This is a genomic window from Mucilaginibacter sp. (assembly GCF_035492695.1).
Lineage (GTDB): Bacteria > Bacteroidota > Bacteroidia > Sphingobacteriales > Sphingobacteriaceae > Mucilaginibacter.
Window position 1 is genome coordinate 97,990 of record NZ_DATJJC010000007.1, and the last position, 25,932, is coordinate 123,921.

A 25,932-nucleotide genomic window follows, 5' to 3' on the forward strand; every position below is an offset into this window, starting at 1 on the left:
ATATGAACAAGAAAATGAAACTATCAAAAATTTATTACTGGATACTGCCGGCGTTGGTGGTATTTAGTATAGTTTCCTGTAAAAAGCAGGACAGCCTGGGATATACGCCGGGTACGGGTGTGCCTACTATCAATTCGGTAAAAACCATCAACAAATATGTATTGGATACCGTTGTTCAAACTACAACAACTTACAATAGTTCGGGGGTTGTGAGCATGACCACGGATACCAATTTTAACCACAAATCGGTTACGGCGTTTGATTCAACTACGGCAACCGGTAATTTGGGCAATATGTATATGATAGTTGGTGCCAATTTGGGCAGTGCCACTAAACTTACCATCAATGGGGTTACCGTGTATTATAATCGAAGCCTTGGCAACGACAATTCGATTATTTTCACCTTGCCTACAAATATTCCCTATGTTCAGCCCCAGTCTAACACATTAGAAGTAACCACGCTGCACGGGAAAGTTACTTACGCTTTCACCACATTACCACCGCCGCCGACTATCCTGCAGGTAAGCGACTTCGACTTTTGGGCTAACTCACAGATCACCCTTGTGGGGAAAGGTTTTGCATCGGTGTCGGGCATAAAACTGAATACCACGAGCGATGATGTAACCATAGTATCGCAAAATGATAGTACGCTGGTGCTGCAGATGCCGGCAGCCAGTACCGTTACCGAATCGCCATTGTTATTTACCTATACTTCGGGCGAAAATACCGGCGCCCAAACATTGTCGACCGCTATTTTTAACGACCTCGACAATGCCTATAACATTTATTTCAAAGACAGCTTCCAAAATTCATGGGGCGATAACTCCTGGTCGGGTCCATCCGGCTCGCAGCCTGGTAACCCGCATGCGTTTGGCGGTACAAGCTCTATCCAGGCAAGCTATCCTGCCGGTGCCTGGCAAGTTGAAGGCTGGGCCAACTGGTACCCGAGCTTTCCATACGATGCTGCGTACAAGTATTTAACCTTCTGGGTTAAAGGGGGAAAAGCCGACCACACGCTGGTGCTTGTCGGTGATAAAATGGCCGGCGGATATGGGCAGGTACAAAACGCCAATGCCTATGCGGGCCAGTTGGTTAAGGTTCCGGCCGGTGTTTGGACATTCGTCAAAATACCGCTTACCGCACCGTCAACTGCATATTCAAAAGAATCGACCTTGCTCAACTATTGGGCAAACGGCACGCCGGCGCAACAGCTGGGATTCTTTTTGCAGGGAATGAGCGGCGATGTTAACGAGACCATGTATTTTGACGAGGTGGCCTTCATTAAATAAAAACATTGAAAAGACTTACGAAGTTGCAATCACTTCGTAGGTCTTAAACATAAGATCAGTTGATTAATGCCCGATGCCGCCATTGATAGGTTCCTTTTAAGAAAACAGCACTGGCGGCATCTTTTTTGGTTAATGGCAGGTACTGCCGGCAGGTTGAAAGCGATGGTTATTATTGTAGTTCGGCCTGGGTTCAATTTGATAGCGTGTAATAAATGACTACATTTAGGTTAAATTTGTATTATAGCTGGGCCGACTCAAAAACCTAATAATTCTGATATGACAAGTAACGTAATGCGGGAGATAACCCCACTTACCCCAAGTGATTGCTTTACCATTTTTTCGAGGGTGAAGCAGAAATTTGACTTTCCATTGCACTATCACGAGGAGTATGAATTGAACCTCATTTTAAATGCAAACGGCGCAAAAAGGGTAGTTGGGGGCCATATCGAAGCAATAGACGATGCGGAGCTTGTGCTGATAGGCCCTAATTTGTATCATGCCTGGTTTACGCACCAGTGCCGTAGCGAGGAGATAACTGAAGTTACCATCCAGTTTCATAAGGATCTGTTTGACGAGAAGTTCCTGAGGCGCAACCAGTTGAGTTTTGTAAAAAGCATGCTGGAGCGGTCGCAGCGCGGTATATTGTTTTCGCATGAAACTATTTCAGCATTGAAGGACAGGTTGCTTTCGCTCGACAAAAAGACCGGGTTCGACTCGGTGCTCGAACTGCTGTCCATCCTGCACGACCTTTCCATATCACGCAACATGCGTACGCTGTCCGACCTCGCATTTACTAACGAAAAGTTTTATTACAACAGCCGCCGTATCGAAAAGGTATTTGAATACATGAACACCAATTATAATAAGCAGGTTTCGCTGGCCGAAGTATCGCGGATAGCCAACATGCCCGAGGCATCCTTTAGTCGTTTTATAAAAAAACGTACCGGTAAAACGTTCATTGACAGCCTGAACGAGATCCGCCTCGGCCATGCTTCGCGCATGCTGATCGACACCACCAATACCATCGCCGAGATAGCTTACAAATGCGGGTTTAATAACATTTCAAACTTTAACAGGATATTCAAGCGCAAAAAGTTCTGCATTCCTAAAGAGTTCCGGGAGACCTATACAGGGAATAGGGTTTTCATTTAGTGATCGGTTAATTGGTGATTAGTTAACTGGTGATTAGTTGACCAGGGGCAACAAGTCACGAATCACAAGTTAACAAGTCACCGGTCAAAAGTCAACAAATCATTAATCACCAATTAACAAATCACCAAACGTTAAAATAGTATTAGTCAAAAGTTATTAATCCATATATTTTAGAGTATGCCAATTATTGCTTTTTAAGATACTCCCATGGTGCCAATTCTTAAATTCTGTTAATTCTGATTCAGACAATGAGATTATCCGGCTACGATATTGCCATCATCCTGCTTTACCTTTTAAGCACCATTTTCATAGGGATATGGTACCGTAAAAAGGCCAGCCAGAATAAGGATAGCTATATGCTCGGCGGCAAGTCGCTGCCCTGGTACAAGCTGGGTTTAAGCGATGCCTCGGATATGTTCGATATCAGCGGCACCATGTGGATGGTGAGCCTGTGTTTTGTTTATGGTATGAAAAGCATCTGGATACCCTGGCTGTGGCCGGTGTTTAACCAGGTGTTTTTGATGATGTACCTGTCGCGCTGGCTGCGCCGCTCTAACGCCACTACCGGTGCCGAGTGGCTGCAAACCCGGTTCGGAAAAACCGGGCCGGGCGTGGGTGGTTCGCAGGTGGTGGTTATTGCTTTTGCATTGCTTAGTTGCCTGGCCTTTATGGCTTACGGCTTCATCGGCCTGGGTAAATTCATCGAAATTTTTGTGCCCTGGGATATGATAAAGGGCTACGTGCCCTTTCACGTTGCCCCGCAATATGTGCCGCATGTGTATGGCATCATCTTTACGCTATTTGCTATGTTCTATTCCATTTTGGGCGGTATGCACAGCATTGTGGTGGGGGATATGATCAAATACAGCATCATGACGGTGGCCTGTGTTTGGATAGGTTTCATCGCGGCCGGGCAACTGAATAGCCACCATTTAAATGTGCCCGATGGGTGGTATAGCCCTTTCTTTGGCTCACATCTTGGGCTCGATTGGTCGCGCATCATCAAAGAAGTTAATTCCAAGATACAAAGTGACGGCTATTCCCTGTTCGGCCTGTTTTTTATGATGATGACTTTCAAAGGCTTCTTTGCCGCGCTTGCTGGTCCGGCGCCCAATTACGATATGCAGAAGATACTCTCCACCCGTTCGCCCGAGGAGGCCAGTAAAATGAGCGGTTTTGTCAATATCATCCTGCTGCCGATACGTTATACACTGATCGTTAGTTTGACGATACTCGGCCTTATCTACTATCACCAGATGAACCTGAAGGACGCCACCGGCGGCATCGATTTTGAGAGGATACTGCCCGCTGTTATCAATAATTTCCTGCCTGTGGGTTTGGTAGGTTTATTGCTCGCCGGTTTATTAGGCGCTTTCATGAGCACTTTCAGCGGCACCATGAACGCGGCCCAGGCCTATATCGTCAACGATATTTACATTAAATACGTCAATCCCAAAGCCTCCACAAAAAAGATCATCACAATGAATTACCTGGTGGGTGTTATTGTGGTGGCAACAGGTGTATTCCTCGGATTTTTCATAAAAAATGTAAATGAAATGCTGCAATGGATCGTGTCTGCACTTTATGGCGGGTACATCGCGTCCAATGTGTTGAAATGGCATTGGTGGCGTTTTAACGCCAGGGGATTTTTCTGGGGTATGCTTACCGGTATCGTATCGGCTATGGCGTTTTCGTTATTTATTGATAATTCACAATTGATATATTGGTTTCCCGTGCTTTTTGGGGTGTCGCTTGCCGGTTCCATACTGGGCTCTTACACCTCGCCGCCAACGGAGGAAAATGTTCTGGCGTCGTTTTATAAAAACGTTCGTCCCTGGGGTTTTTGGGGGCCGGTTAAGCTGGCCGTCATGAAAGATGATCCGTCGTTCAAACCTAACAAAAATTTCAAGCTCAATATGTTCAATGTGGTTATCGGCACCATAGCGCAATGCTGCCTTACCATACTGCCCATGTACCTGGTGCTGTCGCAAAAAATACCGCTGGTTTACACCGTCGTCCTATTGGCTGTCGCCATCATCATTTTGAAAAAAACGTGGTGGAACAAGTTGAAGGATTATTAAAGAAACAACAAAAACCAATCCTCTTTACCGCTCGCGGTAGAGAGCGTTGGCGAGCGAAACAACGCCGGGGTGAGTCACTTGGGCGGGCGATAATAATTTTGATTAATAACACACGATGCAATATATGACCGAATTCGAATCAAGGCTAAACCAACTGGAAAACAGCTACCGCCAGTTGATAAGCAAACCCAATAAAAAACAGGAACTGGGCAACGGTATTTTCGACCGTTACCAAAACCCTGTGCTTACGGCCGCCCATGCGCCTGTTTTCTGGCGATACGATCTTAACCCGCAAACCAACCCTTACCTGCTCGAGCGCTTCGGCATCAATGCAGCGTTCAACGCGGGTGCCATTAAATGGAATGGCAAGTATTTGCTGGTGGCGAGGGTAGAAGGGCTCGATCGCAAATCGTTTTTCGCGGTGGCCGAAAGCCCGAATGGCATTGATAATTTCACCTTTTGGGATTACCCGGTCGACCTGCCCGAAACCGGCGAGCCGGACACCAATGTTTACGATATGCGCCTCACCGCGCACCAGGACGGCTGGATATATGGTCTTTTCTGCACTGAAAGGCGCGACCCCGGGGCTCCGGCTCACGATCAATCGATGGCTGTAGCGGCTTGCGGGATCTCGCGGACAAAAGACATGATAAAATGGGAGCGCCTGCCCGATTTGGTGACCAGGTCGCCACAGCAGCGCAACGTGGTTTTGCACCCCGAATTTGTGGATAGAAAATATGCGCTGTACACCCGTCCGCAGGATGGCTTTATCAGTGCCGGCACAGGCGGCGGAATAGGTTTCGGGTTAACGGATTCAATGGAAAACGCCTATATCGACCATGAGGCCATCATCGACAATAAAAATTATCATACCGTTTATGAATCGAAGAACGGGCAGGGCCCGGCGCCTATCAAAACTGCGCACGGCTGGCTGCACCTGGCGCATGGCGTACGCAACACCGCTGCCGGGCTAAGGTACGTGCTCTATATGTTCATGACCGATATTACCGACCTGGCCAGGGTGCTGCACAAGCCCGCCGGATACTTCCTGGCACCGGAGGGTGAAGAACGCATCGGCGATGTATCCAATGTCGTATTTTGTAACGGCTGGATAGCAGACGATGATGGCACAGTTTACATCTACTACGCTTCATCGGATACCCGGATGCATGTGGCTGTAAGTACGGTAGATAAGTTGCTGGATTATGTGATGAACAACCCCGAAGATGGGCTACGCTCGGCATTGTCGGTAAAAACGCTTTCGGACATCATAAGGAAAAACAAGGATTTTTTATACGCCGGCAACGATGGAGTGGTGCAACCAGGTTAGCAGATGATGAAAGTGGAAAGGAACCAGAAGCAATTGTTGGCGGCGTACAGTAACGAGTTGAATGCCGAATTGACCAATATCCTTAATTATTGGATCGATAATGCGCAGGACCTAGTAGAGGGTGGTTTTTTTGGCAGGATCAGTAATGATAACCGGGTAATACCCGGCTCACCCAAGGGCTCGGTGTTGAATGCACGGATATTGTGGAGCTTTTCGGCTGCCCATAATTTCAACGGGAAGATCGAATATCTGGCCATGGCCGATCGTGCCTATCAATATATTATTGAACATATCATTGATAAAACTCATGGAGGGGTGTATTGGTCGGTTGACCATGCGGGCAATAAGCTCGATACCAAAAAACAGGTTTATGCCAATGCTTTTACCATTTATGCCTTGAGCGAATATTACAAGGCCTCAAAAAAGCAGGAAGCACTCGATATGGCTGTCGGATTGTTCAGGTTACTGGTTGATAAAAGCTATGACTGGTCGAGTACAGGTTATTTCGAAGCTTTTACGGAAGATTGGCAGCCGATAGACGATTTGCGTTTGAGTGAGAAGGACGCCAACGAAAAGAAAACGATGAACACGCATCTGCATGTCATCGAAGCTTATACCAACCTATACCGGGTTTGGCCCGATAAAACATTGCGCAGCCATATTATCCTGCTGCTGAATAACTTTACCGATCATTTTATTGACGAAAAAAAAGGCCATCTCAACCTGTTTTTTGATGAGAACTGGAACAAAAGATCGACCCTTGTCTCTTACGGGCACGACATTGAAGCAGCCTGGCTTCTGCAGGATGCTGCCGAGATCATCAATGATGCCGCCTCGATAGAAAAACTGAAAGCCTGTGCCATAAAAATATCCGATGCGGCCGTAGAAGGACTGGACGGCGACGGCGGACTTTGGTACGAATATGAACCGGCCGCTGGCCACCTGGTAAAGGAAAAACACTGGTGGGTGCAAGCCGAGGCTATGGTGGGGTTTTTCCATACATGGCGGGTGACCGGCGACAATAGATATCTTGAATTGTCCGTCGGCAATTGGGATTTTGTAAAAAATAACATCATTGACAAGCGGAACGGCGAATGGCTTTGGGGTGTTTATGAAGACGGGCGCCCAATGACAGCCGAAGATAAGGCAGGGATGTGGAAATGCCCTTATCACAACAGCCGGGCCTGTATAGAGATCATCAACAGGATCACCTCACAAATACCTTTAGTTTCAGCCGAAAAAACATTCTGACAACGCGATATGAAAAATATTACGAGAACATTTTCTTTACTTTTAATTGTTTTGATGACAGTTTACTCCTGTAAAAAGAGCCCGAAGGGCAACGTGGATACCGGCGGAAATAACAACAATACCGGCAGTACCAATGTACCGCCGGCGTCAACAGGCAACACCGCTGCAACCATGGTAAAAGGAACAGATCCCAGTGTTGCGGCCACCCAGGGGTTTTTCCTCGAAAATTCGTGGATGCCTAAAACCTTCACCGCTCCGGCCACCGTAACCACGGTATCAAAGCCCGATATTTCCGACGTTGGTGTAAGCATCGACTTAAGCAAGGTGATCACCAAAACATCACCCTACCTGTTCGGTAATAACACCAACCCTTTTATGGGACAGGTGGCCGATCAGCCGGTGCTTATCAATAACATCGCTGCGCTGTCGCCCAATATATTACGGTTCCCTGGTGGCAGCTTGTCCGATATTTATTTCTGGAACGCCGCCGACGGTCAATCGCCTGCAGATGCCCCTGCGCAGCTGCTTGATGCCAGTGGGAACGCATCTGCGGCGGGCTATTGGTATGGCAACAACCCGGCATCATGGACCATGAGCCTCGATAATTATTACAAGTCATTGCAGCTTACCAATAGTACAGGGCTGATCACCGTAAATTATGGTTATGCCCGCTACGGCACCGGCCCGCACCCCGACCAGGCGGCTGCGCACCTGGCCGCTAATTGGGTGCGGTATGATAAGGGACGTACTAAATATTGGGAGGTTGGTAACGAATGTTTCGGCAACTGGGAAGCCGGCTATCGCATTAACACCGCTGCAAACCTCGACGGGCAACCCGCAGTACTTACGCCGCAAACCTATGGTACTCATTTTAAAGTTTTCGCCGATTCGATGCACGCAGCCGCGGCAGAAGTGGGTGCCACTATACAGGTGGGTATTGTACTGACCGAGGCTAACGACAATTCAAATTCAGCCGGGGTAAGTAACTGGAACGCGGGTGTGTTGTCCGCTGCCGGCAATTCTCCCGATTTTTATGTGGTGCACAATTATTACACGCCCTATAATCAAAATTCAACGGCCGATGTCATCCTGAATACCCCCGTATCAGCCACCCAATCGATGCTGAATTGGGTTAAAAGCAGTGCGCAGGGTGCAGGTGTTACACAAAAACCCGTAGCGCTGGATGAGTATAACATATTTGCAACGGGATCGAACCAGATGGTGTCGGATATTGCGGGCATACATGGGGTGATGGTTTTAGGCGAGGCGCTAAAGAACCAGGTAAGCATGGCTGCCCGTTGGGACCTTGCCAACTCATGGGATAACGGCAATGATATGGGGATGTTTAACAATTCGGCGCAAACTTCCGGTGCCGAACCTGGCGCCGCTGCCTGGAATCCCCGCCCGGCTTATTATTATTATTACTACTTTCAGAAGTATTTTGGCGACCGTGTGGTATCCTCCACGGTTATCGGCAGCAGCGATATTTTGAGTTATGCATCCTCGTTCACTTCGGGCCAGGCTGGGGTGGTCCTGGTGAATAAAGGATCAGCCGATCATACTGTAGCGCTTGCCATCAGTAATTTCGTGCCGGGTACCAACTATTATTTTTATGTTTTGCAGGGCGGAACCGATGGAACCTTCTCGCGCAAGGTGGTTGTCAACGGTCACGGCCCTTCGGGCGCATCCGGCGGCCCCGATAATTTTACAGGCATTGCCCCGGCGTCGGGCGCTCAAAAGGATGGTATCAGGATAACAATACCAGCCTACAGTGTAATTTATTTGGTAGCAGATACAAAGTAATTGATGAATTTTATAGCTTTAGGCATGAGAAGAATCATTTTTACCGTGTTGCTGCTGGCTGTGGCCTGCACCGGCACCTTTGCCCAGGATATCACCATGCTGGCGCCAACGCCGCCTATGGGCTGGAACAGCTGGAACATTTTTCAGACCAACATTAACGAGCCGCTGCTGAAGCAAATGGTTGATTCCTATATTTCATCCGGGATGAAGGATGCAGGATATACCTATTTTGTGCTGGATGACGGCTGGATGGCGATGGAAAGGGACAAGAACGGGCAACTGGTTGCCGATCCGAAAAAGTTCCCCAACGGAATGAAGGAATTTGCCGACTACGTGCATTCCAAAGGCTTGAAATTCGGTATTTACAATTGTGCGGGCACCAAAACCTGCGCCGGCTACCCGGGTACGCGCGGCCACGAATATGAAGATGCCCGCCTGTACGCATCATGGGGTGTTGATTACCTCAAATTCGACTGGTGTTACGCCGAAGGGATGAATGCTATCGAAGCTTACCGGGTGATGAGCCAGGCGCTGAAAGCAACCGGACGGCCAATTGTTTTCAGCCTTTGCGAATGGGGTTCACATCGGCCATGGGTATGGGGAAAGGATGACGGGCAGCTGTGGCGCACAACAGGCGATATCGGTCCGTATTTTGATAAACCGGTAACAAAAAATGGCTGGACACCGCTTACCGTGCTGAATATCCTCGATCGGCAGGATAGCATCCGCCAGTACGCAGGTCCAGGCCACTGGAACGACCCGGATATGCTGGAAGTTGGTAACGGTATGACCGTGAACGAGGACCGCGCGCATTTTTCGCTTTGGTGTATGCTGGCAGCCCCGCTGATGGCCGGTAACGATTTGGGTAAACTGACAGAGCAAACCAAAAATATCCTGACCAACAAAGATGTGATCGCTGTAGACCAGGACGCTTTGGGTATCGAGGGTTTCCGTTATTATGCATTTGATGGTATCGAAATTTGGATAAAACCTTTAACGGGCGGCGATCTGGCTGTTTGCTTTTTAAATCGTTCCGGCCGGGCACAAACGCTCAATTACGATTGGACAGCGCACCTTATCAACGACACCACATCCAAAACGAGTGTTGATTTCACCCAAACCACTTTCAAGATCCGTGACCTATGGTCGAAAAAAGACCTGGGCACGACGCAAAAGGTATTCAAACAACCCATCCCTAATTATGATGTGGTGATGGTGCGGTTGAGTAAGCAATAATTTTACTAAAATAATGTCATTTCGAGCGATAGTGAGAAATCTTAAACATCCCGCATAATTCGTTTACATGGTGTTTAAGATTTCTCTTCGCTGCGCTCATGCGAAATGATAAATATTTTGAGATATTCCCACCGGTCAACCCAAAACCAATCCTCTTCTCAACCGTTATATCTTTATAAAACAGAGGGGATTATGAGTGCGTACCAGGAAAAATGGGTCGAGGTTTTAGAAGCCGCCGGACTTGATGGCTGGAAGATAGAAGCAGTGGACGACTACGATATACTCGTCGAGATGCCTAATGTCAGCGATCTGAAGATCGTTCGCGACAATGTTCCGCAGGTAATTGCCGCTTTTTCGCTGGATATAGACGTGCCGAAAGACAGGCTGCGGTTTATATTCAAAAATGGGAACGAGGTTTTTGACTATATCCTGAATCCGAACCAGGAAGATCTGGGATCTGGTGACTAATTAAGCTTTGTGCGACTGGAAATGATCGCTACACTCATGCCCATGCACGCAATAAGCAGGAACGATGCTCTTAAAGTGGCTATCCCCGCTATAAAACCGATCAGCGGCGGGCCGATCAAAAAACCGGAAAACCCAATAGTTGATACCGCAGTCAGCGCCACACCCGGCGACATAATAGTAGTTTTGCCGGCCGAACTGTAGATCATCGGCACAACAGACGAAACGCCGGCGCCAACCAGCATAAACCCTATAATAGCCGGCCACAGGTAGGGGAATGCCACGGCCACAACCAAACCGGTGGCCGTCAGCGATCCGCTTAAAATAAGCGTCCGCCTTAAGCCATATACGCCTGCGAACCAGTCGGCGGTAAACCTGCCTAACGCCATTGTGCACATAAAAGCGAAATAGCCTGCGCCTATCCACCCGTTGTGGGCCAGTATCACTTTTTTAAAATATACGCCGCTCCAGTCGAACATCGTACCCTCGCATATCATGGAGCAGAAGGCAATTATCCCCAACTTCAATAATGGCGTCATCGACCTGATCCTGTCACGGATAGACAAAACTACAACCTCATCCTTCACCCTTGCATCACAGTCCTCATCCAGGTTGCGCGAAGTAATGATGACGCCGATAATAAGTAATACCATGATACCCAAAAAATGGTATAAGGGGATAATATGCTGCCCGATCATGAAGATGCCGATACCCGCACCTGTAAACCCGGCCATACTCCAGATACCATGAAATGACGCCATAATGGGCTTTGCGTATAATTTCTCTGTAGCCACCGCCTGGGTATTTACAGCGATATTTGCTGCGTTCCCGGCAAAACCATACAGGAATAGGCATCCCAGCAATTCATAAACGGACCGTGCCGCACCAAGCCCCACCAATAAAATGGCATAACAGGTAATAGAAATGACCAGTAATTTGCGGCTGCCTATTTTAGTGATCACCCACCCCGTAAATGGCAGCGAACACATGAGCCCGGTAGGAATTGCCAGCAGCACACCACCCAGGCCGGCCTCCGACAAATGCAGCGACTGCTGTATCGCAGGTATCCGCGAGGCCCAGCTGGCGAAACTTAGCCCGGCCATAAAAAACATGGCGCCCACAGCTATCCGAAGCGATAAACGGGATTTGGCAACTGGATGCAGGGATGTATCCATATATAAAATATTTTTCATTAGTGTAATAAATACACTAAGGGTGCTTTATACAAATGTATCGCTTTTTAGCCGAAAAGCAAATCAACGGCTAATTTGCTTTCGCTAAACTAATTAATATCTTTAATCAGTTACAAATTTGAAGTTTTCACAATTAAAGGCCAATGATGAAAAAACCGACCAGCTCCTATATTTTCTGGACAGGTATGCTGCTTTTGTTCGTTCCAGGGCTGCTGCATGCCTACCTGCTGATGCCATTCCCGGGCAGCCAAAACATCGAGGCGATAAAGCTTTGCTATTACCTGGAGAAGATAATACTGCCGCTGCGTATCGCCGGTGCGTTGGTTATCCTTTGGTATCTTATAAAATATTTTACAAATAACAGGCGATGGGGTAAGATAGTGAAGGTTACGATATTGGTTTTGGGCCTGAGCAGTTTTTATATCACCGATTTTGCCTTTAAGGCCTCAACCATGTTCGAGGAGCCAAAAACTATCAAATTTGCCGATGCTGTGGCCAATAAGGTGCCCGAAAGTTATATTGTATTAGGTGTGGTGCGTAACGGAGTAGCTAAGGCATACCCGCTCGTTTATTTAGGCTACCATCACAAAGTGCAGGATAATGTCGGCGATCTTCCGGTACTGGTTACGTACTGCACCATGTGCCGCACGGGCAGAGTTTACAGCCCTGTTATTGACGGAAAAAGGCAAACTTTCCGGTTGGTAGGGGCCAGGCATTATAATGCCATTATCGAAGACGAAAGCACCGGCACCTGGTGGTACCAGGCAACAGGCGAGGCGGCAGTAGGGCCCATGCAGGGTTCTTATTTAAAGGAATTACCTTATGAACAATCGTCTCTTGGCGCATGGCTCAACAAACATCCCGGCTCGCTCATATTACAGCCCGACGGCCACTTCAAAAGCGATTATGACGATCTGAAAGATTACGACGTAAAGCAGGCTGTCGACCGTGATTCAACCATTAAAAATAAAGACTCGTTGATACGGAAAAGCTGGATATTGGGAGTGATCATTGATAAACAGCCCAAAGCCTACGATTGGCGTAAACTCACTAAAACCTGTCTCCTGAATGACCGGCTCGGAACGACACCTTTGTTGATTAGCCTCGAGGATGATGACCATACCTTCCATGTATTTAGCCGCCAGGTAAATGGCAAAACGTTAACTTTTAAGCAGGATACCACCGGCCGTTTTACCGACAACGAAACTGCATCCACCTGGAATTGGGAAGGAAAATGCATATCCGGCGCCAGTAAGGGCAGGCAATTAGCCGTGGTGCAGGCCTACCAGGAATACTGGCATTCGTGGCAGCACTTTCATCCGGGTACTTTATTCTGGAAATAAAAGATTTACGAAGTTTTTAAGACTTCGTAAATCTTAAAGGTTATTTCAGAAGAATAATGCTACCCTCAACTTGGCGTAAAAAGGCGTTCCGGGGGTAAAGCTCATCTGGTCCACAGGTGCTGTTTCGCTTCTCAATTGGGTTACTTCTTCGGCCTCGAACTCGTTCCATTTGGTATTCAGCAGGTTCTCGACGGATAGCCCTATCTCGTATCGCTTTTGGGTGTAATTCACTTTCAGATCGGTAACATAGTAGCCATCCGCCACCAGCGAGTAATTCTCGTTGCCCGGCCGCCGGTGCATATACCGGTAGCTGATGCCTCCGTTTATGCCGTTGGCAAATTTAAAGTCAAGTCCGCCGGTACTTGTGAAAGTTGGGGCAAGGGGCAGGTAATTTTCTCCGCTTGGGGCATCCACCAGCCTTGGTTTGGCCAGGTTAACGTTCAGGTCGGCAAACAGCCACTTAGCCAGCTGGTAACGTGCTGAAAGGTCGATACCCTCGCGCCGGGTTTTACCGCCGGGTTCAATGGTGCCATCATCGGTATAAACAAATTCCTGTTGCAGGTACAGGTACCAAAGGGCGGCGTTCAGGTATAAATGGGGGATAGGTTTCCAGTTAATACCCAGGTCGGCACCGTAAGCAGCCGGCAGGGTTTGCAGGCCGTTGTTGCCGATAACCGCACGGGCGTCGTTGGAATGAAAGCCTTTGCCTGCTTTCAGGTAAAACTGAACCTGGTTGTTAGCCGTGTATTGAATATTAAATTTGGGGCTGATGATGGCCTTGTTTTGCGTGGTATCATGATAATTAAAGTGCAGGTAATCGATCCGTGCTGCAAAATTGATGAGCCATTTCCCGGTTTCAAAGGTCTCGTCGATGTATGCATTAGCGTTATTCTCCTTTACATCGCCACTGTTTATAACGTCCAGTAATACATCCTGCCTGTCGACACCTGCATACAGGGCGTAGGTTTTATCTATCCTGTCGGCAATACCAAGGGTCGAAGTCAGGTTGCTATTGCCGTAATAACTGCGCTTGCTCAGTTTGCCGTTGTAGCCGAACATATCTCTCGTTTCGTTTTGAAATCTCTCGTCGCCATTCTCATTGTCTTCCGCAAAAAAAGTTGAGTTTACATGCAGCTGGAACGTATAGTGGGTGTAATACAACTCATTCTCCAGCGTCCAGTCATTTTTCAGGTCCGAATTGAGTTTGGCAATCACATTGGTGCGCGTACTTTTGCCATTTTGCGCACTGTCTATGGTTCCAAACCTGTTGATAAGCGTTCCCGGAGATACAACCGTATAAATATTCCCCTCATCGTCTATTGCCGTGGTTCCGTTCGCAACGGCGCGCTCAGGAATTTCCCCTGATGGTATCCAGCTTGTACTAAAGGTGGACGCGCTGAGCGATAGTTTATTGTTAGCGCCAAACTGTTTGGTGTACTTGCCAAACAGGTTAAAACGCTTGTAGTGTTCGGCCAGTTGAAAGGGGCCATCCGTATAATTATATTCTCCGGCTATGTAGGCGTTCTCGCCATTTTGTTTCGCCCTGGTGCTTAACAGATCGATAGCGCCCGCAATGCGGAAAGTATTGAACCGGCCGCCTTCCAGGCTTATCATACTACGGTCCAGTGCATCTTTGGTGGTATAATTCAAATAACCCGCCGTAGCGAAATCACCATGTCCTGCATAATAAGGCCCTTTACCAAAGTCGTACGTTGATACGGTCTCAGGGATCAGGAAGTGTAGGTCTGCGTAACCCTGTCCGTGCACATGCGATACCAAATTTACAGGCATGCCGTCCACCGATACATCCAGATCGGTGCCGTGATCGGCGTCGAAACCGCGCACAAATATTTGTTCGGCCTTGCCGCCGCCCATGTGCTGGGCTATAAAAAGGCCCGGCACCAGCCGCATCAGGTCCTGCGATGAATTTACCGGGCGCAGACTCAGGTCGACAGTGCTTAATGTATGAAACGAATTGGCGCTTAATTGCGGCGAGATCACCACTTCATTAAGATCGATAGCTCCCTTGGAGATAGATATGATCATTTTTTGCCCTGTCATGCCACAGGTCATAATTTTTGATTTACAGCCGATGCAGCTTATTTTTACTGTGGAGGTATCGCTGGCTACGGGTATGCGAAAATCTCCATCCTGGTTAGTAACTGATGTCCTTCCATCAGCATAAATAGTAGCGTATTGTATAGGTTGCCGTGTGGCGCTGTCTATCACTTTTCCTTTTACAAGGTATTGCGCCTGGGCAAACTGTGCCGTAAAAGCTGCGATAATAGCAAGCAGAACCACTTTTTTAAGTGTATTCATATAGTATGGTTTTTGGGCCTGAGATAAAAATTTCAGGCTTAATTAAATGTCGGATCGTTTGTAAAAAGAAGTGTTTCCGTCAACTGTTACCGGCTTTCCAAACACGTATGGTCAGAGACGCCGTCCCATACAAGACTATGGTAACTTCATCGCGTCAAAACGTCGGAACAGTAGTAATAGACAGAAAACAGATAGGGGTTTATTACCCTAATTGCGGCGGCTGGAAGATGGTACCGTGTCCCTGCGGCAACTGGATACGGTTGTTAGGAATGGCCAGCACCATGATAACATGGGTGAAGAATTTTACCTGGCCCGGGGCCTGGAAATAGGTTTCCTGTACCAGGTTCTTTTGCGCTTCACGCTCGTTCGCGGCTTGTTTTTCATCGGCCTGCTTCAGCTTTTTCATCAGGTAACAATGCCCGTTGCAATGCAGCCATGGACGGCTGCGGTTTTCGCAAAGTTTGGCGGCAATGTAATTCCTGTTAAACTCGAAGCCTGCATAGATAAAAAAGCGCGAAAAACTACAGCTGACAATGCAAAAGATAAGCAATAGGGCTGTGATCCTGTACTTCATGGCGCAAAGGTATAACGGTATTTATTATTTACAACATTCATAATAATTAAAGTTCGACCCTGCGAAAGTAGATAAGGGGCGTTTGGGAAAAAGTAACCAAGGTTACTTTTTAAAGTGATTTTAACATATTTATTTGGTTGCAAGTTAATCCGGTCATAGGTACATTGGACCCTCCAATTAATCCTCACCTAAATTATGCCAACACGCTTATTTGTTCTTGTGATTCTTTTATGCATAGGCTATATAGCTAATGCTCAACCCACTGCTAAAGATAAAGGCGCCACGTTTCACGCATCCGCCGGTCATGCCGGGGTTTACGATAGTGGTAAACGCAGTAGTTTGGGCACGCTAAAGTGGAAATTTAAAACAGGTGGCAAGGTGTTTTCCTCACCCGCTGTTTATAATGGGACGATTCTCATAGGTAGTGAGGACCATAGCTTGTACGCCATTAACGAAAAGAACGGAAAAATACAGTGGAAATTTGCAACAGGGGGCGCTGTGCATTCGTCGGCTGCCGTTTATAAAAATGTGGTATACTTTGGCAGTTTTGATGGTTATTATTATGCTGTTAATGCTGTGACAGGCAAGCTGATTTGGAAGTTTAAAACAGGAGGCGAAAAGTTGGTTGGTGCAAAGGCTTTATGGACCATGAAACCTGCTGGCCAGTATATGGATGACCCGTTTGATTTCTTTTTGTCATCCCCGGTTATTAATACAGATAAAACACAGCCGGTTATTTATTATGGCAGCAGCGACGGTAATTTATACGCGCTGGATGCCGGCACAGGAAAAAAGAAGTGGACCTATAAAACAAATGGACTAATACATAGTAGCCCCGCGTTGTATATGGGCAAGGTTTATTTTGGAAGTTGGGATAGGTTTTTATATGCTCTTGATGCGGAGACGGGGAAACTTCAGTGGAAATTTGAGACGCACGACCAACCTGTTGTCCATCTGCTCGAAGGTATTCAGTCATCACCAGCCTGTGCCGATGGCATCGTTTACTTCGGTTCGAGGGACGGATTTTTTTATGCGCTTGATGCAGCAACCGGCAAAATGGTATGGAAATATGCCGCCGATAATTCATGGGTATTAACTACGCCGTCTGTTAAGGATGGCATAGTTTACCTGGGTACTTCAGATACTTTTCTTTTCCTTGCATTTGATGCGAAAACCGGGAAAGAGAAGTTCAGGTACAAAACGCATGGCTATATTTATTCATCACCTGCTTTGGCTGGCAATACTGTTTACTTTGGCGATTTTACAGGTAATTTATACGCAATAGATGCTCGTTCAGGCAAGCCATCCGGTGTATTTAGTACTCCTGGACGCATTGTTAATGCAGCTAAGATACTCAACAAGCAGGGTAATATTGATTTTAGCTACCTTGTTGGGAGCAGGGACCTTTCACTATATGCCACCACAGTTTATGGGATGAACCGACTGTATTCGCTTGGCCCGATAGTCTCGTCGCCGGCTATACACGGCAATACTATATATTTCGGCAGTGCAGATGGCTCCGTGTATGCGCTTGGTTCGAAATAAAAGCAGGCCCTTAAATTAGACCTGCTTTTTTCGCATTTATTACTTGTCTGTAACGCGTTTTAGTGTAGTATGGAACATTGTTCCCTGGAAATCAAGATCGATTCCGCACGTATCGGCAACCGGGTAATATTTCCCTTTGTGCGGAATAACAATACCCTGGCTATTGGTAACACTAAATTTGAATTCGTTTCCGCTTACCCTGCCGCTATCAATGGTTACTTCATGGTCCTGCGATTCGCCGGTACCGGTCAGTTTATCGCCGTCTATCTTAAAATTGTAAGTAAGCACTACTTCATTCCCGTCGGGGGTAGTTACGCTGCCGCGCCATTTTCCCGAGAAGTCGGCAATGGCCGCCATACAGACCGTAACAAAGCAGAACAAAACTGCTGCAATCAAAATCTTCCTTTTCATAGCTTGTGTATTTCGGTCAGGATACTAAACAAAACGAATGGTCTATTTGTCGTCGCGTACAAGAGTGGCGTGAAATTTGGCCCCGTTCTCCTCGAAATTTAACGAAACGGAATCTCCCGCGGCAATGTATTTTCCATAAACCGGGATCTCGGTACCTTCCGGGTCAACCACTTTAAATTTAAATTCATCGCCGGCAACGCTGCCATCCTGGATATTAAGCGGATCTCCCTCTGCCTGTGCCGTCCCCGTTAATTTATCGCCGTCCACCGTAAAAACAAGGTGAAGACTGTGATCATTCCCTTCGGGATCTTTCACCGCGCCTTTCCATTTGCCCGAAAGGCCGGCAACGGCGGCAAAAACAACCGTAACAAAGCAAAGCAATGCCCCGGTAATAAGCGTTTTTCTTTTCATTATTTTGAGTTTTTAATAAGATGCAAAATCAGGCGCATACGTTACATCATCCTGGAAATAAACAGGTTCTATCTGTCTGTGGGAAAGCCAATAGCTATCAGGGATGAACGGGGTTATCTATAAAAAACCCCTCCGCCAAAACAGGACGAAGGGGCACTTTATGAAAACTATTGTAAATGGTTGCTTATTTATCAGCAGCGCGTTTTAAGGTCGAGTGCATGATATAGCCCTGGTAATCAATGCTCAGGCTGATCGAATCGCCTTCAGCGAAATATTTCCCGCTGTTGATCACTTTTACCCCGTTAACATCTATCGCAAACGAAAGGCTGTCGCTTTTTACTTTGCCATCCGTCAGGTCAACCGATCCCTGGGGCGAATTGCCCGTGCCGGTCAGTTTATCGCCGTCAATTTTAAAGGTGTAGGCCAATGGATATTCATTGCCGTCGGGCGCTACCAGCGTGCCTTTCCAATTGCCATTCAGGTCGGCGAAATACGCAAACACTGCCGAAAAGCTCAGCAGCAGCGCACAGGTAATTAGTACTTTTCTTTTCATGGTTTGAATAGTTGTTTGATTTGATTATAAGACTGTTGATGATTACCTAAGTTACAAATTCTCAGCAATTTATTCGCTCTTATTTCTCTATCACGCGTTTTAGCGTAGTGTGTGTCGACCTGGCGCCAACGTGCAGGCTTATCGAATCGCCGTCGGCATAGTACTTGCCTTTGTTCTTTATCTTCATCGTGTTGATGTTGGCGGTAAACCACAGGCTGTCACCTTTCACCATACCATCCGATATATCAAATGTCCCGATCTCCGAAGTTACGGTGCCTGTTAGTGTGGCGCCGTCGCTTTTAAAAGTATAGGTGATTGGGAATTCGTTACCGTCGGGGCCTTTCAGCATTGCCGACCATTTGCCGTTTATGTCGGCGAAATATGCAAAAGCAGCTGTAAAGCAGCACAGTAACACAGTGGTGATCAATATCTTTCTTTTCATAATGGGTTGATTTTAAATAATATAAATATAACATTGCCAAACGAAAAACCCCTTCGTCAATAAACGCAAGGGGCTTTTAACTATGAACTGTTTGGGTTGAATATTACTTGCTTGTGTCGCGTACAACAGTAGCATGCACTGTCGACCCGCCAAAATCGATATCGATACCGCAGGAGTCGGCATACATTTTGCCTTTATGCGGGTAATCGTTACCATCCACGGTCACTTTAAACTTAAACGTGTCACCGGTTATCGTACCATCGTCGATGGAAACCACGCCGGCTGGCGATTCGGCTGTTCCGCCTAGTTTATCGCCGTCTACCTTAAAGTTATAAACTACCTGCAGTTCGTTGCCATCAGGAGTGTGAAGGGTGCCTTTCCATTTGCCGTTAAGGTCGGCTATCACAGCCATTACAAAGATGATGCAGGACAGCAGTGCGCTTGTGATCAAAAATTTTCTTTTCATAAATCAGGTTATTTTCTGGGTAATAAATGTAAGATTTTTATTACAAAGTAAAAATCACCGGTATATTAAATTTTCAACAAACAACTTTCCCATTTTCCCTTATTTTGCAATCAAAATTCAGATATCGTAATATTTAGGTTAAAATCCTGCTATATCCTGCTAAGAAGTATTTCGATTTGATGGGGCTGCCTGTGTAATTTTGTACATCAGCGACAGAACTATGAAAAAGCATATCAGTTTTTTATTGTTGACGGGCTTAAGTTTGTCAGCCCTTGCACAAAATAAGGACTACCCGATACAGCCGGTGCCTTTTACCAGCGTAAAACTGAGCGATCATTTCTGGACATCGCGCATCGAGACTAATCGCACCGTAACCATTCCTGCTTCTTTTGCACGCTGCGACAGCACCGGGCGTATCAAAAACTTCGTAATGGCTGCCGAACATAAAGGGAAATTCTGCACGGTTTACCCCTTCGACGATACCGATATTTACAAGACAATTGAAGGCGCGTCGTATTCACTGGCCGAGCATCCTGACCCAAAGCTTTCCGCATACCTCGATTCGCTTATCACCATAGTTGGTAATGCCCAGGAACCCGATGGCTACCTGTACACCGCCCGCACCATCGACCCCCTGCACCCTGGCCCCTGGGCCGGACCTGAACGCTGGGTGAACGAGCAGAAAATGAGCCACGAATTGTATAATGCCGGGCACATGTACGAAGCTGCTGCGGCGCATTACATGGCTACAGGCAAACGCAATTTTCTTAACATCGCCCTGAAAAATGCCGACCTGCTGGTGCGCACTTTCGGGCCCGATAAAATGCATGTGGCGCCGGGGCACGAGATAGTGGAGATGGGTTTGGTGAGATTATACCGCATTACAGGTAAAAAGGAATACCTCGACCTCGCCAAATTTTTCATCGACCAGCGCGGCCATAAAGAATACAATAAGAAAAGCAAGAACGAATACGAGAACGGCAAATATTTCCAGGATGATATCCCGGTAGTACAACAGGATGAGGCTGAGGGCCATGCCGTGCGCGCAATGTACCTGTATTCGGGCATGGCCGATGTGGCTGCGCTGACAGGCGACACCGCCTACCTGAAAGCTATCGACAAAATATGGAATAACATGGTGGGTAAAAAAATGTACGTGCAGGGCAGCATCGGCGCCGTTGGCGACGGGGAACGCTTTGGCGAAAACTATGAATTGCCCAATACTACTGCTTATAACGAAACCTGCGCTGCCATTGGCAGCGTATTCTGGAACCAGCGTATGTTTTTGCTGCACGGCGACTCAAAATATATCGATGTGTTGGAAAAGACCCTGTACAACGGTTTGATATCCGGTGTAGGTTTGGATGGCAAATCGTTTTTCTATACCAATGCCATGCAGATCAGCAACGGCTTTTCGCACCCGGATATTGAACGCGAGCGTTCCGGCTGGTTTGTTTGTTCCTGCTGCCCGACTAATGTCGTGCGGCTCATCCCGTCGATCCCCGGTTACGTATATGCAGAGCAGGGTAATTCGGTTTACGTTAACCTGTTTATCAGTGGTACGGGTAACCTGGTGGTGAACGACAAAAAAGTTAGCATCACGCAACAAAACAATTACCCCTGGGATGGTGGATTGGCCTTTACTGTAAACCCCTCTTCAGCTATGGATATGGACCTGCGCATACGTATCCCGGGATGGGCGCGTAATGTGGCTATGCCATCCGATCTGTATGGTTACAAGGTGCCCTCGGCGCAGAATGTCCTTATAAAAATAAACGGGCAGCCTGTGAACTACCGCATCGAGAACGGGTACGCCGTACTAAGCAAGAAATGGGTAAAGAATGACAAGGTGGAAATGACCTTGCCGATGAACGTGCGCCGCGTGATTGCAAACAATAAGATAGAAGGCGACGAAGGCAAAGTGGCCCTGCAGCGCGGCCCCATCATGTATTGCGCCGAATGGAAGGACAATAACGGGCTTGCCTGCAATATCATACTACCGAAGGCTGCGGAATTTAAAACAGCATACCGGGCCGATATGCTTAATGGCGTGATGACCCTGGAGGCCCCGGCAAAAAGCATTACTATTGACGCTGCCGGGCAAAATGTTAGTACGCAAAATGTTACGCTTACCGCTATACCGTACTATTCGTGGGCGAACCGGGGCAAAGGGGAAATGACAGTGTGGTTCCCCGAACAGGTGAAATATGTGGATATACAAAGCAAATAAAGATATTGAACGCCCGAGGGCAAGCGGATGAGCGATAACCGGGCGTGTTTGGGACGTCCGGGCAATCCGAAAATAGCCAGTGCAATACCGACAATAAAACAATACAACAATTCAATAATAGAAGATCATGAAATTTACATGGAACGGGGTTTTCCCGGCAGTTACAACCAAATTTACCGATGATGACGAACTGGACTTCGATGCGTTCGACGTTAATATCAATGCACAACTGGAAGCCGGTGTCGATGGCTTTATACTTGGCGGCTCGCTTGGCGAAGCCAGCGTTTTAAGCGATGACGAGAAATTCGCTTTGCTTAAGCATACCGTAACTTTGGTTGATGGTAAAGTGCCGGTGTTACTTAACATAGCCGAATCGACCACCAAAGCGGCTGTTGCCTGCGCCCAAAAAGCGTTGGACAACGGAGCCAGCGGCCTGATGATGCTGCCGCCTATGCGTTACAAGGCCGACGATAACGAAACCGTCGCCTTTTTTGCTGCGGTGGCCAAAAGCACCCCGCTGCCCATCATGATCTATAATAACCCGGTGGATTACAAGATAGAAGTGACCCTGGATATGTTTGCACAACTGGCCGAATACAATAATATCCAGGCGGTGAAAGAATCGACCCGCGATATTTCCAACGTTACCCGCATGATCAACCGCTTTGGCGACCGATTCAAAATACTGACCGGGGTCGATCCGCTGGCAATGGAAAGCCTGGTTATGGGCGCCGACGGCTGGGTAGCTGGTTTGGTGGATGCTTTCCCGAAAGAAACAGTGGCCATTTTCCGCCTGGTAAAAGCAGGCCGGATTGCTGAAGCGCTGGCGATTTACCGCTGGTTCCTGCCGGTGCTGGAACTGGACATCCATCCAAAACTGGTTCAGTATATTAAGCTGGCGGAAGTTGCCACAGGCATCGGTACCGAAAATGTTCGTGCACCGCGTTTGAAAATTGAAGGCGCGGAGCGCGAAAAAGTGCTGAAAATCATCAATGATGCACTGGCCGTCCGCCCGGTATTACCGGAAGGAAGCTGGGGCAGGGTTAGCAAATTACAAACCGCATAACTGAACAATATATATAACTTCGTGTTCTCTGTGAGAGTCTTTGCGGCCTCTGTGGTTATTCCGATAGCTATCGGGATTTACCGCAAGCTCAGAGAGAAAGCACAAAGTTCACAGAGTGAGATCGCATGAAAACAGAAAACCTGATCGGGTATCAATATACAGAGGAGGCCAAAAGAACCTTCAAAGCCGTCGACCCGTCTACCGGTAACGAACTTGACGGGGAGTTCTCCATAGCATCCGCAGACGACGCCGATGCTGCCTTGGCGTTGGCCGAAAAGGCTTTTGCCGTGTATCGCTATATCGGCAAAAAAGCCAAAGCAACTTTCCTGCGCAGTATTGCTGACGAGATAAACGCCATAGGCGACGAACTGATAGAACGCGCCATGGCCGAAAGTGGCCTGCCGCAGGCGCGTTTGCAGGGCGAACGCGGGCGTACCACAGGCCAGCTTCACCTATTTGCCGACCTGGTGGAAGAAGGCTCGTGGGTGGAAGCGGTGATCGATACCGCTTTGCCTGAACGCCAGCCGGCCCCGCGCGCCGACATCCGGAAAATGCTGGTCCCGATGGGTCCGGCAGTGGTGTTTGGTGCAAGCAACTTCCCGCTGGCATTTTCTGTGGCCGGCGGCGATACGGCTTCCGCTTTGGCCGCGGGTTGCCCGGTGATAGTGAAAGCGCATCCTGCTCATCCAGGCACCAGCGCCCTGGTTGCTGAGGCGATAAAAACAGCGGCAGAGAAAAATAATATGCCCGAGGGAGTATTCTCCATGCTTTACGACGACGGCTATGCTGTAGGTGAAGCATTGGTGAAACACCCTAAAACTAAAATTGTCACCTTCACGGGCTCTTTCAGGGGCGGAACCGCTTTGCTCAAACTGGCGCAGCAGCGTGAAAACCCTATCCCGGTTTTTGCCGAAATGGGCAGCATTAACCCAACAATCATATTACCTGAAGCACTGGAATGCCGCTACCAGCAAATTGCCGAACAATACGCAGCATCTATCACTTTAGGCGCCGGCCAGTTTTGTACCAATCCAGGCTTGCTCATTGCTTTGAAATCTCCAACACTGAATAAATTTAAAGGTGCATTAGGAGATGCTATTGCGAAGATCACTTCGGGCACCATGCTTACGCCGGGCATTTGCAAAAATTACGCTAACGTGTCAGAAGAGTCGCTGCGCGAGCAGGGTGTTTCTTTGATTGGCAAAGGCCAGCTTACCAGCGGCAAAGCCAACCAGGCGCAGCCTATAGTGGCAGAGGTTAGCGCCTCATCTTTCCTGGTCAATCCAAAATTGCGCGAGGAAGTGTTCGGCCCATATTCGTTATTGGTTATAGCTGATTATGAAGTGCAGCTACAGCAGGTGATCGATGCCTTGCAAGGCCAGTTGACGGCGACCATAGTTGCTGAAGAAGGCGATCTGAAAACTCATAAAGAGCTGATCCAAAACTTGGCCAATATTGCGGGCCGGGTTATTTTGAATAACGTACCTACGGGAGTGGAAGTGGTGCAAGCCATGCAGCATGGCGGGCCGTTCCCGGCAACTACAGACGGTCGTTTTACTTCGGTAGGCACGGGCGCTATCAAACGTTTTGTGCGCCCGGTAGCCTGGCAGAACTGGAACCAGGATATGCTTCCGGATGAATTGAAAGACAGTAACCCGCTGGAGATATGGCGGCTGCTTAATAATAAATGGAGTAAGGAGAAGTCTGAAGTCAGGGGTCAGAAGTCGGAAGCCTTATAAAGGCCCCAGAGTCAGGATTAAATAAAACATGTCAACAAAAACCTTTTTCTGCGTCGATGCGCATACCTGCGGTAACCCGGTGCGTTTGGTGGCCGGTGGCGGGCCGAATTTAAACGGCGCCAATATGAGCGAAAAGCGCCAGCATTTTTTGAAAGAATATGACTGGATACGCAAGGGGCTTATGTTTGAGCCGCGCGGGCATGATATGATGTCGGGCAGTATATTATATCCGCCGCACGACCCGGCGAACGATGTGGCCGTATTGTTTATAGAAACCAGCGGATGCCTGCCTATGTGCGGGCACGGCACCATCGGCACTATCACCATTGCTATCGAGGAAGGATTGATCACGCCAAAAACCCCGGGTATTGTCCGCATGGAAGCGCCTGCCGGTATGGTACTGATCGAATATAAGCAGGAGGGCAGCAAGGTGAAGTCGGTAAAGCTTACTAACGTGCCCGCCTACCTGGCTGCAGAAAATTTGGAAGTAGAATGTCCCGACCTGGGCCCGCTTACTGTTGATGTGAGCTATGGGGGGAATTTTTATGCCATTGTCGATCCGCAGCCAAACTTTAAAGGGCTGGAGAATTACAGCGCCGACCAGCTGATATCGTGGAGCAGGACGATGCGGCAAAGGATCAATGAAAAATATACATTCGTCCACCCCGATAACCCGACCATTAATACCTGCACACATATTTTGTGGGCCGGCAAAACTATCTCGCCCGAGGCTACTGCCCGCAACGCCGTTTTTTATGGCGATAAGGCCATCGACCGTTCACCCTGCGGTACCGGCACATCAGCGCGCATGGCGCAATGGTATGCCAAAGGGAAATTGAAAAAAGGCGATCGGTTTATCCACGAAAGTATCATTGGTAGCCAGTTTATCGGCACCATCGAAGGTGAAGCGACTGTAGGAGGTAAACCCGCTATTATCCCGGGTATTGAAGGCTGGGCCAGGGTTTACGGATACAATACAATAAAAATTGACGATGAGGATCCGTACGCGTATGGGTTCCAGGTGATATAATAA

22 protein-coding genes are annotated in these 25,932 nt (G+C 47.9%); 14 read left to right on the forward strand and 8 right to left on the reverse strand.

Annotated features, from left to right (window positions below; translation table 11 throughout):
• Nucleotides 1-14: 14 nt before the first annotated feature.
• The 8 genes from VL525_RS04645 to VL525_RS04680 all read left to right on the forward strand — a co-directional run bounded on the left by VL525_RS04645 (nt 15) and on the right by VL525_RS04680 (nt 10,610).
• Nucleotides 15-1,289, forward strand: a complete 1,275-nt coding sequence (locus VL525_RS04645; RefSeq protein WP_325383858.1) for a hypothetical protein — start codon at nt 15-17, stop codon at nt 1,287-1,289.
• A gap of 276 nt (nt 1,290-1,565) precedes the next feature.
• Nucleotides 1,566-2,441 carry an AraC family transcriptional regulator gene (locus tag VL525_RS04650; RefSeq protein WP_325383860.1) on the forward strand — a complete coding sequence of 292 codons (876 nt, stop codon included), beginning with the start codon at nt 1,566-1,568 and terminating at the stop codon, nt 2,439-2,441.
• 248 nt (nt 2,442-2,689) lie between these two features.
• Entirely contained in the window at nt 2,690-4,522 is a 1,833-nt protein-coding gene (locus VL525_RS04655) for a sodium:solute symporter family protein (RefSeq protein ID WP_325383862.1), read from the forward strand.
• 124 nt (nt 4,523-4,646) lie between these two features.
• Nucleotides 4,647-5,852 carry a glycosidase gene (locus VL525_RS04660; RefSeq protein ID WP_325383864.1) on the forward strand — a complete coding sequence of 402 codons (1,206 nt, stop codon included), beginning with the start codon at nt 4,647-4,649 and terminating at the stop codon, nt 5,850-5,852.
• A 3-nt stretch (nt 5,853-5,855) separates the two neighbouring features.
• A complete protein-coding gene (locus VL525_RS04665; protein ID WP_325383866.1) occupies nt 5,856-7,103 on the forward strand; it encodes an AGE family epimerase/isomerase in 1,248 nt (415 codons plus the stop codon).
• A 54-nt stretch (nt 7,104-7,157) separates the two neighbouring features.
• Nucleotides 7,158-8,906: an alpha-L-arabinofuranosidase gene (locus tag VL525_RS04670; RefSeq protein ID WP_325383868.1), complete on the forward strand. Its 1,749-nt coding sequence runs from the start codon at nt 7,158-7,160 to the stop codon at nt 8,904-8,906.
• Nucleotides 8,907-8,930: 24 nt separating this feature from the next.
• Nucleotides 8,931-10,142 carry a glycoside hydrolase family 27 protein gene (locus tag VL525_RS04675; protein WP_325383870.1) on the forward strand — a complete coding sequence of 404 codons (1,212 nt, stop codon included), beginning with the start codon at nt 8,931-8,933 and terminating at the stop codon, nt 10,140-10,142.
• 192 nt (nt 10,143-10,334) lie between these two features.
• Nucleotides 10,335-10,610 (forward strand): hypothetical protein, encoded by a 276-nt coding sequence (locus VL525_RS04680; RefSeq protein WP_325383872.1) that lies wholly within the window; start codon nt 10,335-10,337, stop codon nt 10,608-10,610.
• Here the strand turns inward: VL525_RS04680 and VL525_RS04685 are convergent.
• Entirely contained in the window at nt 10,607-11,782 is a 1,176-nt protein-coding gene (locus VL525_RS04685) for an MFS transporter (protein WP_325383874.1), read from the reverse strand. The genes VL525_RS04680 and VL525_RS04685 overlap by 4 nt on opposite strands.
• Before the next feature lie 161 nt (nt 11,783-11,943).
• Between VL525_RS04685 and VL525_RS04690 the strand changes: the two genes are divergently transcribed.
• Nucleotides 11,944-13,143: a DUF3179 domain-containing (seleno)protein gene (locus tag VL525_RS04690; RefSeq protein WP_325383876.1), complete on the forward strand. Its 1,200-nt coding sequence runs from the start codon at nt 11,944-11,946 to the stop codon at nt 13,141-13,143.
• A gap of 45 nt (nt 13,144-13,188) precedes the next feature.
• On the opposite strand, the gene VL525_RS04695 is transcribed toward VL525_RS04690, so the two are convergent.
• Together VL525_RS04695 and VL525_RS04700 are read right to left on the reverse strand one after the other, a co-directional pair.
• A complete protein-coding gene (locus VL525_RS04695) occupies nt 13,189-15,462 on the reverse strand; it encodes a TonB-dependent receptor (RefSeq protein ID WP_325383877.1) in 2,274 nt (757 codons plus the stop codon).
• Between the two features lie 202 nt (nt 15,463-15,664).
• On the reverse strand, nt 15,665-16,036 hold the full coding sequence (locus VL525_RS04700) for a hypothetical protein (protein WP_325383879.1): 372 nt from the start codon (nt 16,034-16,036) through the stop codon (nt 15,665-15,667).
• A gap of 195 nt (nt 16,037-16,231) precedes the next feature.
• Here VL525_RS04700 and VL525_RS04705 point away from each other — a divergent pair, with 195 nt between their 5' ends.
• A complete protein-coding gene (locus VL525_RS04705) occupies nt 16,232-17,581 on the forward strand; it encodes a PQQ-binding-like beta-propeller repeat protein (protein WP_325383881.1) in 1,350 nt (449 codons plus the stop codon).
• 39 nt (nt 17,582-17,620) lie between these two features.
• On the opposite strand, the gene VL525_RS04710 is transcribed toward VL525_RS04705, so the two are convergent.
• The 5 genes from VL525_RS04710 to VL525_RS04730 all read right to left on the reverse strand — a co-directional run bounded on the left by VL525_RS04710 (nt 17,621) and on the right by VL525_RS04730 (nt 19,864).
• A complete protein-coding gene (locus tag VL525_RS04710; protein WP_325383883.1) occupies nt 17,621-17,992 on the reverse strand; it encodes a hypothetical protein in 372 nt (123 codons plus the stop codon).
• 42 nt (nt 17,993-18,034) lie between these two features.
• Complete coding sequence (locus VL525_RS04715; protein ID WP_325383885.1) at nt 18,035-18,403, reverse strand: hypothetical protein; 369 nt, start codon at nt 18,401-18,403, stop codon at nt 18,035-18,037.
• Nucleotides 18,404-18,587: 184 nt separating this feature from the next.
• Nucleotides 18,588-18,956, reverse strand: a complete 369-nt coding sequence (locus tag VL525_RS04720; RefSeq protein WP_325383887.1) for a hypothetical protein — start codon at nt 18,954-18,956, stop codon at nt 18,588-18,590.
• Nucleotides 18,957-19,035: 79 nt separating this feature from the next.
• Nucleotides 19,036-19,398 carry a hypothetical protein gene (locus VL525_RS04725; protein WP_325383889.1) on the reverse strand — a complete coding sequence of 121 codons (363 nt, stop codon included), beginning with the start codon at nt 19,396-19,398 and terminating at the stop codon, nt 19,036-19,038.
• Between the two features lie 103 nt (nt 19,399-19,501).
• Complete coding sequence (locus tag VL525_RS04730; RefSeq protein WP_325383891.1) at nt 19,502-19,864, reverse strand: hypothetical protein; 363 nt, start codon at nt 19,862-19,864, stop codon at nt 19,502-19,504.
• Between the two features lie 220 nt (nt 19,865-20,084).
• On the opposite strand from VL525_RS04730, the gene VL525_RS04735 reads away from it, so the two are divergent.
• From VL525_RS04735 to VL525_RS04750, 4 genes are all read left to right on the forward strand, one after another.
• Entirely contained in the window at nt 20,085-22,094 is a 2,010-nt protein-coding gene (locus tag VL525_RS04735; protein WP_325383893.1) for a glycoside hydrolase family 127 protein, read from the forward strand.
• 127 nt (nt 22,095-22,221) lie between these two features.
• Nucleotides 22,222-23,160, forward strand: coding sequence for a dihydrodipicolinate synthase family protein (locus VL525_RS04740; protein WP_325383895.1), 939 nt, complete (start codon nt 22,222-22,224; stop codon nt 23,158-23,160).
• A 125-nt stretch (nt 23,161-23,285) separates the two neighbouring features.
• Entirely contained in the window at nt 23,286-24,899 is a 1,614-nt protein-coding gene (locus tag VL525_RS04745; protein WP_325383897.1) for an aldehyde dehydrogenase (NADP(+)), read from the forward strand.
• 28 nt (nt 24,900-24,927) lie between these two features.
• Entirely contained in the window at nt 24,928-25,929 is a 1,002-nt protein-coding gene (locus tag VL525_RS04750) for a 4-hydroxyproline epimerase (RefSeq protein WP_325383900.1), read from the forward strand.
• Nucleotides 25,930-25,932 lie beyond the last annotated feature (3 nt).